Source organism: Lentimicrobiaceae bacterium (assembly GCA_028697555.1).
Classification (GTDB): domain Bacteria; phylum Bacteroidota; class Bacteroidia; order Bacteroidales; family UBA4417; genus UBA4417.
Map to the genome: position 1 here is coordinate 1 of JAQVEX010000038.1, position 14915 is coordinate 14915.

At 36.1% G+C, this 14915-nt stretch carries 12 protein-coding genes; 3 read left to right on the forward strand and 9 right to left on the reverse strand.

The genetic code is table 11. The features are described from left to right. Positions 1-471 precede the first annotated feature (471 nt). Together PHP31_07030 and PHP31_07035 are read right to left on the reverse strand one after the other, a co-directional pair. Complete coding sequence (locus PHP31_07030; protein ID MDD3739031.1) at positions 472-1434, reverse strand: tRNA-dihydrouridine synthase family protein; 963 nt, start codon at positions 1432-1434, stop codon at positions 472-474. Positions 1435-1442: 8 nt separating this feature from the next. Continuing rightward, positions 1443-2063 carry a hypothetical protein gene (locus PHP31_07035; protein ID MDD3739032.1) on the reverse strand — a complete coding sequence of 207 codons (621 nt, stop codon included), beginning with the start codon at positions 2061-2063 and terminating at the stop codon, positions 1443-1445. Positions 2064-2245: 182 nt separating this feature from the next. Here PHP31_07035 and gyrB point away from each other — a divergent pair, with 182 nt between their 5' ends. Beyond that, positions 2246-4228, forward strand: a complete 1983-nt coding sequence (gene gyrB / locus PHP31_07040; GenBank protein ID MDD3739033.1) for a DNA topoisomerase (ATP-hydrolyzing) subunit B — start codon at positions 2246-2248, stop codon at positions 4226-4228. A gap of 327 nt (positions 4229-4555) precedes the next feature. Here the strand turns inward: gyrB and PHP31_07045 are convergent, their stop codons facing one another. The 6 genes from PHP31_07045 to purH all read right to left on the reverse strand — a co-directional run bounded on the left by PHP31_07045 (position 4556) and on the right by purH (position 10398). Beyond that, entirely contained in the window at positions 4556-4726 is a 171-nt protein-coding gene (locus tag PHP31_07045; protein ID MDD3739034.1) for a hypothetical protein, read from the reverse strand. Positions 4727-5276: 550 nt separating this feature from the next. Continuing rightward, positions 5277-6395, reverse strand: coding sequence for a TlpA disulfide reductase family protein (locus PHP31_07050; protein MDD3739035.1), 1119 nt, complete (start codon positions 6393-6395; stop codon positions 5277-5279). A gap of 21 nt (positions 6396-6416) precedes the next feature. After that, positions 6417-6938 (reverse strand): hypothetical protein, encoded by a 522-nt coding sequence (locus PHP31_07055; GenBank protein ID MDD3739036.1) that lies wholly within the window; start codon positions 6936-6938, stop codon positions 6417-6419. Then, entirely contained in the window at positions 6939-7775 is an 837-nt protein-coding gene (gene mreC, locus PHP31_07060; protein MDD3739037.1) for a rod shape-determining protein MreC, read from the reverse strand. It abuts the gene before it with no gap. A gap of 29 nt (positions 7776-7804) precedes the next feature. Further along, entirely contained in the window at positions 7805-8827 is a 1023-nt protein-coding gene (locus PHP31_07065; protein ID MDD3739038.1) for a rod shape-determining protein, read from the reverse strand. A 35-nt stretch (positions 8828-8862) separates the two neighbouring features. Then, complete coding sequence (gene purH, locus PHP31_07070) at positions 8863-10398, reverse strand: bifunctional phosphoribosylaminoimidazolecarboxamide formyltransferase/IMP cyclohydrolase (GenBank protein ID MDD3739039.1); 1536 nt, start codon at positions 10396-10398, stop codon at positions 8863-8865. Positions 10399-10532: 134 nt separating this feature from the next. On the opposite strand from purH, the gene PHP31_07075 reads away from it, so the two are divergent. Continuing rightward, the gene (locus PHP31_07075) at positions 10533-11795 is read left to right on the forward strand and encodes an ABC transporter permease (GenBank protein MDD3739040.1); all 1263 of its coding nucleotides are present in this window, start codon (positions 10533-10535) and stop codon (positions 11793-11795) included. A gap of 160 nt (positions 11796-11955) precedes the next feature. Here PHP31_07075 and PHP31_07080 read toward each other — a convergent pair whose 3' ends face one another. Beyond that, on the reverse strand, positions 11956-13302 hold the full coding sequence (locus PHP31_07080; protein MDD3739041.1) for a glucose-6-phosphate isomerase: 1347 nt from the start codon (positions 13300-13302) through the stop codon (positions 11956-11958). A gap of 179 nt (positions 13303-13481) precedes the next feature. On the opposite strand from PHP31_07080, the gene PHP31_07085 reads away from it, so the two are divergent. Beyond that, on the forward strand, positions 13482-14906 hold the full coding sequence (locus PHP31_07085) for a HAMP domain-containing sensor histidine kinase (GenBank protein ID MDD3739042.1): 1425 nt from the start codon (positions 13482-13484) through the stop codon (positions 14904-14906). Positions 14907-14915: the final 9 nt, after the last annotated feature.

Sequence of the window (14915 nt, forward strand, 5' to 3'; positions counted from 1 at the left end):
TGTGGTGGTTTTAAACCTAACAGGTTTCAAAAACCTGTTAGGTTTTTTACAAACGATATTAATCCCCATTTTCGGCATTTCGGGCTTCGGCTGCGCTCAGCCACCGCAATGACCGAAAATGTTGAAATGCCGAAGTGCTTACGCTCGACTTGCAAAATCGAGCGGGATAAAATTTTACTCATTTAAAAGTCTTTTTACGCAGAATATGTATAAAAGAAACGTTAAAAATTTCTGAATCCTTGTAAGAAATTTAGTTTCTTTTATACGGTTTTTATTGCCACAAGGCAATAAAAAATTCCTTGTAAAAAGTGTCTTTTCTTTTGTTTCGTTTTCTTTGGACAAGCAAAGAAAATGAAAGAAACAAAATTGAAACCGTAAAAGTTTATTAATAGCAAAAAAGCTAACGGCTAATGGCTTATGGCTAACAGCTATTAAACAAGCCGCAGAACGATGTTCTTTTTCAAGGTTTTATCAGACCGCAACAACAAATTCGTTAAAAATTCTTCGCACGGCTGTTTGGTATTCGTCTATGTTTTGTGTGCGTTTTATTAAATTAAATGCACCGTTGCCATCGCCGAACGAGGAACACAAGTATTTCCACAATTCCTTTAAAATATTAACCACAACTCCGTCGTTGTTTATTTGTTTTAAATAATCGTAAAGCAAATCGTCTATAAAACTTTTTAATGTTTCGGTAGGATTAGTAAAGTTGATGTTATTAATTTGCATAGCCAAAAAAGGATTGCTGAGCAAGCCCCTGCCTATCATATAAGTATCAACCGAAGGAGTTAGGTTTTGTATCTTTTGAATATCCGAAACATTTAAAATATTGCCGTTATAGACTAAATTCTCCTTGTACAAATCGGCAACCTGTTTAAAAACCGACAAATCAACATCTCCTTTGTACATTTGGTTGCCTGTTCGTGGATGTACAATCAATTCGGATAAGCTATACTTGTTGAATATTGGCAAAAGTTCAAAAATGTCGTTTTTGTCGGTATAACCAATACGACATTTTATAGAAAACTTAATATTTATATCGGCAAAAACCTCATTCAGTATATTATCAACGTCCAAAGGTTTGGCAAGCAATCCGGAACCCCTGCCACGCTTTGCAACACGGGGAAACGGACATCCTAAGTTCCAATTTAATTCGTCGTAGCCTAAATTGTTGCAAAATTGAGCAAACTGCAATATTTCTGTAGAACTTTTGCTATTAATTTGAGGAATTACTTTTGTGTTTCCAAAATTGGTACTCGATAATTCAAAAAGTTGCCTTTTGCTAAAAGTTTTATAATTGGCAACTCCCGTAAAAAACGGTGTAAACATTCTGTCGACACCCGAAAAGTGCTTAGCCCAATTTTTGCGATATATATGACCTGTAATTCCCTGAAAAGGAGCAAAGTACAATTTGTAATTATGCAAGTTTTCCACAATAATATTTAAACCGATTTGAAAAATTCAGTCCCGTTGGTTCTAATAAAACCCATTCTTTTCAGGTATCTGTGATGTTTTTTGCTAGGCTCTTTCATTAAATAGCCCCTTATACCTTTGTTGCTTAATGCCTTAGTAATTTCGGGGTAAACAAATTCGCCGTTTTTAAAATCGCGGTACTCATGGGTAACATAATCTACAACAATCTCAACATTTGAAATTTCATCTATGCGATAACAAAAAATGCCCACTATATTGGCGTTTCGCAACACAATATACTTTTGGAGATTGCCTATAGAATCGAAGTTGCAGTTTGGATGAAACTTTAAAATGTCTTTTTTATAGAAATTAATAAAGCTATTGAAGTATAAATCACTTTCGCTAACTTTTATAATACTGATTTTTATTTTTTTAGAATAAATTTCGTACAGATAATAAATATCTATAATAGTTATAAAAACATTAACAGCAAAGACGGGCACCGACTTAATCAGATAACCGTAAATAAAAAAGACTATAGCACCGAATAAATTTATCCATCTTAGTCTGATAATAGATTTAGTTGCTAACGAAATAGCAATCAGAATTGAGGCAACATAGCCAATCCATTCGAGAATTGTTGGGTTCATTTTTGTTTAAGTATTAATTTGCACAAAGATAATAAAATCACGATTAAGAGCTGAGCAAAAGCAAGTGTTTTTCAATAATATAATGTTAATAAAAACCTGTTTTTTCTTACTGAAAAAAGGCAAAAATCGAACAAAAATGCTTACCTTTGCACAATATTATAAATTAAATCAGATTACAGAAAATGAGTGAGTTGGATATCATTAATAATCAAAACAACAACAATAATAATAACGGCAATTACAATGCCGAAAACATACAAGTATTAGAAGGATTGGAGGCGGTACGCAAGCGTCCGGCTATGTACATAGGCGATGTTAGCTCTCGAGGTTTACACCATTTAGTTTACGAAGTTGTAGACAACTCTATAGACGAGGCTTTGGCAGGATTTTGCGATTTTATAGATGTAAAAATTCATCCCGATAACTCTATTGAGGTTTCCGATAATGGTCGTGGAATACCTACAGACCTACACGAAAAAGAGAAACGCTCGGCTCTCGAAGTGGTTATGACTGTTTTGCACGCCGGCGGTAAATTCGACAAAGGCTCTTATAAAGTGTCAGGTGGCTTGCACGGTGTGGGAGTCAGCTGCGTTAACGCTCTTTCGGAAAATTTAAAGGCTACAGTTTACCGAAATGGGAAAATTTATCAGCAAGAGTATAGCAAAGGTAAACCTTTGTACGCTGTTAAGGAAATTGGCACAACCGACAGAACGGGAACAGTTATATCTTTCTTGCCCGACTCCTCAATTTTTACACTAACCGAATACGATTATCAAACATTGGCTTCGCGTTTGAGAGAACTTGCATTTTTGAACAAAGGAATAACCTTGCAGCTTACCGACTTGCGCGAAAAAGATGAAAACGGAGAATATATTTTTGATAAGTTCTATTCCGAAAAAGGTCTTGTCGACTTTATTTCATACTTAGATAGCAACAGAGAAATAATAATTCCCGAACCTATATACATGGAAGGGGAAAAGAACAACATTCCTGTTGAAATAGTAATGCAATACAACACGTCTTTTTCGGAAAATGTGCATTCGTACGTAAATAATATCAACACTCAGGAAGGCGGAACACACTTATCGGGTTTCCGTAGAGGTCTCACACGTACGCTTAAATCGTATGCCGATAAGTCGGGATTGTTGGATAAAATTAAGATAGATATTTCGGGAGATGATTTCAGAGAAGGCTTAACAGCTATTATTTCCTGCAAGGTCATGGAACCGCAATTTGAAGGTCAGACAAAAACAAAACTCGGCAATAGCGAAGTTATGGGTGCAGTCGACCAGCAAGTGTCGGAAATGCTTACACATTACCTTGAAGAAAATCCCCGACAGGCTAAACTTATAGTCGATAAAGTTATATTGGCAGCCACAGCTCGTCATGCAGCTCGTAAGGCACGCGAACTAGTACAACGTAAAAATGTACTTTCGGGTAGCGGATTACCCGGAAAACTTAGCGATTGCTCCGAAAAAGACCCTGCACTTTGCGAATTGTTTTTGGTGGAAGGGGATTCTGCAGGTGGTACTGCTAAGCAAGGCAGAGACCGTCGCTATCAGGCTATTTTACCACTCAGAGGTAAAATTCTTAACGTTGAAAAAGCAATGCAGCATAAAATATTCGATAGCGAAGAAATTAAAAATATATACACCGCATTAGGCGTTACCATTGGGACAGAAGAAGACAGCAAGGCTCTTAACTTAGAAAAACTTCGTTATCACAAGGTTGTTATTATGACCGATGCCGACGTTGACGGTAGCCACATTGCTACGCTTATCCTTACTTTCTTTTTCAGGTATATGCGTGAACTTATCGACAACGGTTATGTTTACATTGCAACTCCGCCGCTTTATTTGGTTAAAAAGGACGGAAAGGAAAGATATTGTTGGACAGAAGAAGAGCGAAGACAAATTGTTGAAGAATTTTCAACAGATGGTAGCGAAAGAGGAATTCATATTCAACGCTACAAAGGTCTTGGAGAGATGAACGACACGCAATTGTGGGATACTACAATGAATCCCGAACATCGAACTTTGCGACAGATAACTATAGAAAACGCTTCGGAAGCAGATAGAATTTTCAGCATGCTAATGGGTGACGAAGTTGCTCCTCGCCGTGAGTTTATTGAAAAGAATGCAAGATACGCTAATATAGATGCGTAGTTGAGTTTTGATGATTTTTTAAGTTGTGGGGCTGTCTTGAAAACAAGACAACCCCTTTTTTTATCTTGCAAAAAAATATGTTTAATGGTTCGGTGCTCTGCACCTGACTCAAGTTTATTGTTACATAGTTACAAATGGTACGCCGTTCTACGGCTTTGGTTAAATGCCTTCAGTCCTGAATACAGAGTAACGCAACTAGTAACACCTAATTATTCATTGTTCATTGATAATTGCTCATTGCTCATTGCTCATTGCCAAGAGCCAAAAGCTAACGGCTAAAAGCTAATTTAAGAACAAAAAGGTGCGTAGCACCGAACCTCTTAATTCTTATTCTTTTACGTAATTAATAGTTATCCAATTAGAAAATATTGTATCATTTGTATTTGTAATGTACAAGGCTTGTAACTGATAAGCTCCAAAATCTTCATTGCTTTTTTTTAATTTGCTGTAATCAGGAATTCCTTCTATTTTCTCAGTCAACGACCTAAAACTAAGCAAGTTACTAATTTTTAATGTTTTGTTTTTGAATAATATACGTTTTTGAGGCATCGCAGGTTTTCCATCTAAATATCCACGTTCATAAAGTTTATTACGTGCCGGATTTTTAATTTTATAACATCCGTTGAAGGTAAGTCTTTTGTGGATACAATCATATTTCTGTTTATTATTAATGGACGAAATTTCTCGTTTTTAAATTCTATATAGATAACTATTTCACCTTCAGAATAATAACAAGTATCAGTTTCACTCGACAACTGAATAGTTAAACCTTTATTTAATACCTTTTTACTATCTTCTTGATGACTAAATATATTAGTCAACGTAAAAAGCAATACTATCGTGATAATAAACTTCGTATCCATTGTGAAAATGTGTAGTTAGGTATAGTTTCAGGAGTTATTCCTGCAACATGCGAATTATGTATATGTTTTTCTGCAACAGTATATTTTTGTAATCTGAGTTGTTTTCGTAAGATTTACTCAACTCTAAATTATATGCACGACTTTCAAGAAAAGCAAAAACTTTATAAAAATAAAAGTGCTATTTTTTATTTCAAAACCTCAGCAAGTTTTTCTAGCAGTTTTTCTCCTCTCAGGTTAGACTCAATAATAATTCCGTCTTTGTCAATCAAGAAGTTTGAGGGAATGCTCATAACTCCGTACTGTTTTGCTATTTCGCTCCAACCTGTAAGGTCGCTGACGTTGTGCCAAGTTAGTTTGTCTTTTTCAACAGCGTCAATCCAGTCTTGTCTGTTATCATCTAAAGATACACCCAAAACGGTAAAGTTTTTGTTTTTGTACATGTTGTACGCTTTTACCACATTGGGATTTTCGGCACGACAAGGACCACACCACGAAGCCCAAAAATCTATAAGCACATACTGACCTTTTAAGCTGCTTAAACCAACTTCTTTACCTTCGGCGTCGGGCAATGTAAAGTCGGGAGCTTGATTGCCGGGTTGCACACTGCTTAGTATTTCAACTTGACGTTTGATATAATCATAATATGCTGTTCCCGATAAACTTTCGTCTAAAATTGTTATAATATCGGCAAGTTCGGAATAGTCGTAATAATAAATTCTCGATTGTACTAAATACGTACTTATTACGCTTTTGGGGTTTTCTTCTATAAATTTATTAGTATAGGCAAGTATTTCATTGCTAACTGAGTCGTATTGGTTTTCTATTTGCTTAATAATTTCTTCATCGGCATTGCTCTTTTTAGCTTCAACATATTTGTCGTATACTTCGCTTAATTTGGTTTCGTAAACGCTTTGTCCATCTAAGTAGCTTACATACAAATCGTGAGTTTTAGAACCCGTAATTTTTGCTTTCTCAACGCTGTCGGCATTAACATTGACATCAATAACAGCACCACCTTCGGCAAAAACTTTTATTGCTTTTTGCTTGCTTTCGGGCAATAAAATATAAAACAATTCGGGATTGCTTATTTTGCCTTCAAACGTAACTTTATTGTCGGCAAATACAAGCGAGTCGATTGTAGTTATTTTGTCATTCTCAAATTTTTTAAGCAAGGCGTAACCTTCGTATTCAGGTTGCACCGTAACGTTGATTTTAAATTCGTCGGAAGCAATTTTTTTGCCACAACTAAATGTTACAACTAGTAACAAGACAATTGAAAAGAGTTTTAATGTAATTTTTTTCATGGATATATAGTTTTAAATTATTTATTTCTTTTTTGTATAAGGCGGGAAAATATATTGTAAAATTACCGCAAATATTAGTGTAAGTATGCTGTTTAGTATAGTTCGCCACAATAACAGAAAAAATTGCTTAAAACTAAAAGCATCAAGCAGATTTAAAATAAACTGATGTAAGAAAATAATAATTGCAGCGTAATACAAAAACCACGAGAGTTTCATGTCGAAAATACCTGGTTTGGCGTTGGTACCATATTCGGGTTCATTGCCTACAGCCCTTATTACGTAGGGTCTGATAAATGCAGCAAAAACTGTAGCAATAGTATGTATTCCCATAACACCTTCAAAAACATCGACAGATAGTCCGGTAACAAAGGCTAAAATAAGCAGTAACCATCCGGGTGTTTCAAACGGAAGCAATAAAATAAACAGAATATACGCATTTGGATGCAAGTAACCGAACAAATTAATCTTATTCAAAATCAGTACTTGCAATACCAAAAGTAAGACAAAACGTATAATATTTTCTGTTACTAGTTTATTTTTCATTTAATTTATGAGTGTGTTTTTAATGCTATCAAGTTTTTGAAGCTCTTTTATCATCAGGTTGTTAATAATATAAACCGAACCAATGGAACTATAATTTACGCTGTAATCAATTTTTGCCGTGTAAAAGTGTGAATTGTCGGTAGACGAATAATCCCTAACCGTTCCAACCATAATTCCTTTCGGAAAGCTGTACGAGTAGCCGCTGGTAACCACAGTATCGCCAACATTAATTTCTACGTGAAAAGGAATATCGGTAAGTAAGCCTTTTTTGTAGTGTTTTCCGTCCCACGAAACCGAGCCAATTTCATCTGAATTAAGCAGTTTGCAGCTAAGTCTGAAACTTGTATTAAGCAAACTCATAACCAAGCAAAAATTATCGGAAACACTAACGACAATACCCACAGCACCTAAAGGAGATATTACAGCCATATCCTTTTCGATATTATCATTTTTGCCTTTATTAAGCATAATAAAATTGTTGTGCTTGTCAATACTGTTGTAAATTACAGTTGCCGGAACGTAGGTGTATTGTTGCTTGTACAAAGTATCGGTAATTGAATATTCAGCGGTATCGCAAATATATTGCGACGATTTTAATTTTTTGTACAGTTCGGCGTTTTCGGCTCTAAGCAAGTTGTTTTCGTTTTTCAAATTAAAAAAACTTTCAACAGTACTAACGCGTTTGTAGAAGTCGGCTGCAACTCTGTTGTGAAAACGCATAGCCTTAGTGTTTTGGTAGTTGTTGGAAGAAAAAAACATTGACAGAGCAAAAACTTCCAAGACAACAAAAAGCAGTATGAAATTATTTTTAATAATAAATTTTAAAACATTATTCATACTTACACATTATAAATCGGTTACTTCAATTATTTGATAAGGAAAGTAAACTTGTCGAAATTTTTCAGAGCAATTCCTGTTCCCCTAGCAACTGCGTGAAGCGGGTCGTCGGCGATTTTGACAGGCAGTTTGGTTTTGATAGAAATTCTTTTATCTAAACCCCTAAGCAATGAACCGCCACCGGCAAGATAAATACCTGTGCGAAAAATATCAGCCGAAAGTTCGGGTGGTGTTTGTTCTAAGGCACTTGCGACGGCAGCTTCAATTTTAGATATTGAGCGGTCTAAGGCGTGTGCAATCTCGGCGTAGTTAACATAAACTTCGCGAGGAATACCGTTGAGCAAGTCTCTACCATGAACAGGATAATCTGGTGGAGGATTATCTATCTCGGAGAGAGCAGCACCGACTTCAATTTTAATTTGTTCGGCTGTGCGTTCGCCAACGTTGATATTATGTTGCTTACGCATGTATTCGATAATGTCGGAGTTAAAATCGTCGCCGGCAATACGAGTCGACATATTATTAACTATTCCGCCAAGAGCAATAACTGCGATTTCGGTAGTACCACCGCCTATATCAATAATCATATTTCCGCTAGGTTCAAGCACGTCAATACCAATACCAATAGCAGCAGCCATAGGTTCGTGAATAAGTCGTACTTCTTTAGCTCCTGCTTGTTCGGCTGAATCTTTAACGGCACGTTCTTCAACTTCGGTAATTCCCGATGGTATACATATAACCATGCGCAATGCAGGTGGGAAAAGTCCGCGCTTAGCAGAAATCATCTTGATAAATTCTCTTATCATGTATTCCGACGATTGGAAGTCGGCGATAACGCCATCGCGTAGCGGACGAACGGTTTTAATGTGGTCGGGGGTTTTACCGTGCATAAGTTGAGCCTTCTTGCCGACGGCTATAACCTTCGAACTGTTTCTATCAATAGCTATTATTGATGGCTCGTCGACGACCACTTTGTCGTTGTATATAATGATGGTATTGGCTGTGCCAAGGTCCATCGCTATATCTTTTGTCAGAAACGAAAATAATCCCATAATTTTGTTCGTATTATTTTTTTGTAATGATTTTTTTAATGTTTAAAATGTCTGATTCCGGTGAAAACGAGAGCTATACCTGCTTTGTTGCAAAACTCAATCGTATCAATGTCTTTAATTGATCCACCGGGTTCAATTATTGCAGTAATGCCTTCGCTGTGAGCCAACTCAGCCGAGTCGGAAAACGGGAAAAAGGCATCAGAAGCCATAACAGCTCCTTTTAATGAAAAGCCGTTTTCTTTGGCTTTATTGACAGCTTGTTTAACGGCATCAACGCGTGAGGTCATACCGCATCCGCAACCTAAAAGTTGTTTGTCTTTCACCAACACTATAGCATTGCTTTTCAAATGCTTTACAACTGTGTTGGCAAAAATCAGGTCTTCAATTTGCTTATTGGTCGGCTGTACGGTAGATTTGACTTCCCAATTTTTGTCAGTGTTGTGTTTGTAAAAATCTTTTTGCTGTTGTATAACGCCGTTTAAAACCGATTTAAACTGATTTTTAACAATGTTTAAATTGTCTTTTAACTGTAATATTATTCTGTTTTTCTTCGATCTAAGTATTTCCAAAGCATCTTTGTCGTAGCCTGGAGCTAATACTATTTCGAAAAACAAGGTGTTCATTTTATTAGCTGTATCAATGTCTATGGGTTTGTTACAGATTATAACTCCGCCAAAAGCCGAAACAGGGTCGCCGGCAAGGGCTGCATCCCAAGCTTCGCTTAGTGTGGTTCTGCTCGAAACACCGCAAGCATTGGTATGCTTTATTATTACAAAAGTAGGTTCTTCCGAAAAATCGTGTATCATAGCGATAGCTGCATCTATATCTACGATATTGTTGTACGAAATAGCCTTGCCGTGAAGTTGTTCAAAAACATTGTCCAAATTGCCGTAAAAGTACCCGTCTTGATGAGGATTTTCGCCGTATCGCAGTTGGGTAGCAGCAACTTCGGAGTGTTTGAAAACAGGAAGATTTGCTTCTTTATTAAAATGATTAAAAATTTTAGTGTCGTAATGCGACGATACGTTGAAAGCACAAGCAGCCAAATACATTCTGTCGGTAATATCCGATTGTGCATTATTCTCGGTCAAAATCTTGATAAGTATGTCGTATTGCTTGGTTGAAGGAATTATTACAACATCTTGGTAATTTTTGGCAGCAGCACGTATTAGCGAAATTCCGCCTATATCAATTTTCTCTATTATTTGAGCATTGTCGGTCGTTTTCAAAACGGTTTCTTCAAAGGGATACAAATCCACAATGACAAGGTCTATATTCGGGATATTGTATTTTTTCTGTTCTTCGAGGTCGGAAGTGTTATCGCGGCGAAACAAAATTCCCCCAAAAACCAAAGGATGCAATGTTTTAACTCTACCGCCGAATACAGAAGGGAACTTTGTAAGGTCTTCAACCTCAGTAGCGGCAATACCTTTCGACTTCAGGAACTCAAAAGTGCCACCGGTAGAATAAATTTTAACATTGTTTTTCAGTAATAAACCGGCGATTTCTTCAATTCCATCTTTGTTATACACCGAAATCAAAGCCGATTTTATTAATTTTTTATCATCCATTTGATTAAATAATTTGCTCGTTAAATTATAGTTGTTCCAAAAGTACAAATTCTTTGAAATTTTAAGATGATTATCATAAACTTATTAAAAAATTTTGCTCATTTTTTCCAAATGTTTACTTTCGTAAAATAATTATGCACAAAGTATATTTTTTCATAAAGCTGATTAGAGAGTCGTTGGCAACATCGATAAACTCTATAATGTCGAACAAATTGCGAGCTTTTTTATCGTTGCTTGGTATAACCATAGGAATTTTTTCGGTAGTTGTAGTTTTATCGTTTTTTCAGAGCATAGAGCGTACCGTAAGGGAAACAATGGAAGGAATGGGAGGAAGTACTTTGTATATTGATAAATACCCCTGGGTTATGAGGGGCGATTTTGCTTGGTGGGATTACTATAAGCGTCCGACTCCTAAATACGAAGAGTACGAGGCTGTAAGCAAAAAGTGCGCATTGGCTAAGTATTCTGCTTTCACCAAAAATTTTAACAGTCAGGTGAAATACAAGGACAAAAACTATGAAGTTAATATTGTAGCCTGCACCCACGATTTTATTAACATTACTCACATGGGTATTGAGCAGGGCAGATACTTCACTAATACGGAATCGGAAAGAGGAAGCAGAGTAGCCATAGTAGGTAGCAATATTTGCAAGAATTTGTTAGGCGACGAAGACCAACAGCATATCGGTAAAGAAATTATGATTTTAGGAAACAAACTGAAAATTATTGGAGTATTTGAGAAAAAGGGTAATTCTGTTGTGAATACGGGAATAGACAATGCTGTTATGATTCCTTTTAATTTTGGGAGGAAATTAGTAAATATCAAATCCGACTACATGAATTCGTCGATAGTTGTAACTCCAAAGTCAGGAGTAAGTGTTGAGCAGTTGAGCGACGACTTGAAACGAATAATGAGAGCCGAAAGAAGACTTAAGCCTAAAGAGAAAGATAATTTTGCTATTAATCAGATGAGTTTGTTGGATTCGGTATTTGATAATATTTTCGGAGTTTTAAACATGGTAAGTTGGCTCATAGGTTCGTTTTCATTACTGATAGGAGGCTTTGGTATTGCTACAATAATGTTTATTTCGGTAAAAGAGCGTACAGCTCAAATAGGAATAAAAAAAGCCCTAGGAGCAAAATCGTTTTTCATACTCACCGAGTTTATTTTTGAAGCTATATTTTTGGCTCTTATAGGCGGAGTGTTCGGACTTATACTTGTTTATGTAACAACACTAATATTTACTTCACTAACCGGAATAAAGGTAGTACTAAGTTTTGGCAATATTCTTATAGGCTTATTAGTTTCGTCGGCAATAGGTTTTATTTCGGGCTATTTCCCGGCTCGCAAAGCATCAAGGTTAGCTCCTGTTGATGCGATGAGGAGTTCTTTCTAAGAGTAATTTTGGTAGTTGAGTTTATTTGTGTGCCGCAGTGTTAAAGTTGCGTGTTGCCCCGAAGTTTCGGGGTGTTGCGGGTATAGTGGTACGCGGTGTGTAACTTTGGCTCAACTCTGCCACTCTGCAACCCGTAACTCGTAACCCGTACCCCGCAACACTATTCCATTCTACTTCTAAGCCTTATTCCTTCTTCTTCGTAGCCTGGCTTGTCTAGCAGGGCGTACATATTTCTTTTGTATGCTTCAACTCCGGGTTGGTCGAAAGGATTAACTCCTAAAACGTATCCGCTTACGCCGCAAGCAAACTCAAAAAAGTAAATGAGTTCACCCATTGTTTCTTCGTTAAGTTCGGGTAAAACCACTCTGACAACAGGTACATCTCCGTCGATGTGTGCGTACAACGAGCCAAGCATAGCCATTTTGTTTATATCGTTTAGGTTTTTGCCCGAAACAAAATCCATGTTGTCCAAATTATCTTCGTCGGAAGGGATATAAACTTTGCTCTTAGGATTCTCTACGTCAATTATTGTTTCAAAAATAATACGCTGTCCGTCTTGAATATACTGACCAAGCGAATGCAGGTCGGTAGTAAAATCAACGCCGGCAGGATATATTCCTTCGCCTTGTTTTCCTTCGCTTTCGCCAAATAATTGTTTCCACCATTCAACAAAATAACGCATTTCGGGGTTGTAGCTGACAAGTATTTCAATTTGCTTACCCAATCGGTACAAAATATTCCTTACAGCAACGTATTCAATAACAGGATGGTTAACAAAATCGGCGTTATTTGTGCAAGTCTTTTGCATTTGTTTGGCACCGTGCAACAATTTACGAATATCAAGTTCGGCAATTGCAACAGGAAGCAAGCCAACGGGAGTCAGTACGGAATATCTTCCGCCGACATCGTCAGGAATGACAAAAGTTTTTATGTTGCGTTTGTTGCAAAAAGTTTTCAATGCACCTTTACTTTTATCGGTAATAGCAACAATCCTGTCGGAAGCACCGTCTGTACCATATTTTTTCTCCAAAATATCTCTAAAAATTCTGAAAGCAATAGCAGGCTCGGTTGTAGTTCCAGATTTTGATATTACAATAACGGAGAAATCCTTATCGCTCACGTAATCGATAATGTGCTTGTGGTATCCCGAACTGAGATTATTGCCTGCGTATAAAATTACGGGCTTGTTACCTTTGTAGAAAGGCATTGAGTATTCGGGTTTTAAGGCTTCTATAATAGCTCTTGCTCCAACATATGAGCCGCCAATGCCAATAACCACAACCACATCAGACTGCTTTCTTATTTTTTCGGCTGTTTGTTCAATGTCGTTTATTAGCTCGTCAGAAATATTTTCGGGCAAGTCTATCCATCCCAAATAATTATTGCCTAAGCCATTACGAGCAAGTAATTCATTGGCTTTTGAAATAACTTCTTCTTCAATAACACCAATATCGGCTAAGTGCTCAAAATCTTTTAAGTAACTGTATTCAAATTTTAACTTTATCATAGTGCGAAATTTTCAAAGTATAAAATTATAATTTTTACGATAACCTGTATTGTTTTAATAAAAATTCAGTTAATAAATGTTAAGCATTAATTGTTTTGCTGAAAATTAAGTAATTTTACATTGTTAAAAAATAAATATCAACGAGATAAGTGAATACAATACTTTAATTATTAATTTTTTTGAAAAGCAAGATTTATAAAATATTTATCGTCTTTATAATGCTGCTCCTTATGGGTTTTGTAGGGTTGCAATTATATTGGATTAACAGAGCTCAAGAGCTTACAAAGACGAATTTTAAACGCAATGTAGATGATGCGGTTAATATTGCATTGCTTAAATTAGAATCGCTTTTCATAAAACAATATAATTTGTGTGGCGATAATCACGAAGTGAATATGCCGGACAGTAGTGTCTTCAACAATTTTCATAAAGACGCATTACATACGTCAAAAGAGATAGACTCTACGTTTATCAACAATTTTATGATTCGTCGCCAACAGATACGAAACACCATAAGAGCCAATATTTTAAAAAGCCATAATAGCATAGAATACAACATTGAACAGTATATCAGTGTTGGTCTTATAGACACATTGATAAACAATGAGCTATTGGCAAAGGGTATTAATATCCCGTACTATTTTGGTGTTTACCAAGCCAAACAAAACAAATTGGTATTACTAAACAGTCCCGACGCTGAGAAAGAAAACCTTGTAGAAACAGGTTTTTATTATCCGCTTTTTACAGGGTTAGGATTTTATAATCAGGATTTATTTGTTATAAAATTAGAAAACGAAAAGAAGGCAATTTTCAGCAATCTATGGTCTATGCTTGTTTTGTCGATAATTATGATATTTGTACTGATAGCCGCTTTTATAGCTATAATACATATTGTAATGAAACAAGAAAAGTTGTCGGTTATGAAAAACGATTTCATCAACAATATGACCCATGAGTTTAAAACACCTATATCAACCATAATGCTTACTTGTCAGGTGCTTACCGACAAAACAATAAATATACAACCCGAAGTTCACGATAATTATTTGAATATAATTTCCGACGAAAGCAAAAGGTTAGGCGAGTTATCTGAAAAAATTCTGCAATCTTCGCTTATAGAAAAAGATACACTCAGCATGAATTATAGGGAGATTAACATCCATGAAATAATAAGCGATGCAATCCAGAAAATATCAATACAAATAGAAGTTAGAGACGGCACAATAGAACAAAACCTTGCAGCTAAAAATCCGGTTATAATGGGCGATAAGACATATTTGAGCAATGTGATTAGCAACTTGTTGGATAATGCCAATAAATACTCGCCCCGAAAACCTGTTATTACTGTTGAAACTCAAAATACACCTACAGGAATTTTAATAAGCGTTTCCGACAAAGGTATGGGGATTAGTAAAGCCAATCAGAAAAGGATTTTCGATAGATTGTACAGAGTTCCAACCGGCAATGTTCACGACGTTAAAGGATTCGGATTAGGTTTGAGTTATGTAAAAATGATTGTGCAAAAACATAAGGGAGAAATAACCGTTGATAGCGAAATTAACAAGGGAAGCTGTTTTAAAATATACTTACCGTTTTATCATTAAAAAGAATTA

What these genes read in the sequence shown, in the direction of transcription:
- mreC (MDD3739037.1), bottom strand. Translation starts at nt 7,775, where the DNA reads ATGAATAATGTTTTAAAATTTATTATTAAAAATAATTTCATACTGCTT.
- PHP31_07055 (MDD3739036.1), bottom strand. Translation starts at nt 6,938, where the DNA reads ATGAAAAATAAACTAGTAACAGAAAATATTATACGTTTTGTCTTACTT.
- PHP31_07075 (MDD3739040.1), top strand. Translation starts at nt 10,533, where the DNA reads ATGCACAAAGTATATTTTTTCATAAAGCTGATTAGAGAGTCGTTGGCA.
- gyrB (MDD3739033.1), top strand. Translation starts at nt 2,246, where the DNA reads ATGAGTGAGTTGGATATCATTAATAATCAAAACAACAACAATAATAAT.
- PHP31_07035 (MDD3739032.1), bottom strand. Translation starts at nt 2,063, where the DNA reads ATGAACCCAACAATTCTCGAATGGATTGGCTATGTTGCCTCAATTCTG.
- PHP31_07080 (MDD3739041.1), bottom strand. Translation starts at nt 13,302, where the DNA reads ATGATAAAGTTAAAATTTGAATACAGTTACTTAAAAGATTTTGAGCAC.
- PHP31_07050 (MDD3739035.1), bottom strand. Translation starts at nt 6,395, where the DNA reads ATGAAAAAAATTACATTAAAACTCTTTTCAATTGTCTTGTTACTAGTT.
- purH (MDD3739039.1), bottom strand. Translation starts at nt 10,398, where the DNA reads ATGGATGATAAAAAATTAATAAAATCGGCTTTGATTTCGGTGTATAAC.
- PHP31_07065 (MDD3739038.1), bottom strand. Translation starts at nt 8,827, where the DNA reads ATGGGATTATTTTCGTTTCTGACAAAAGATATAGCGATGGACCTTGGC.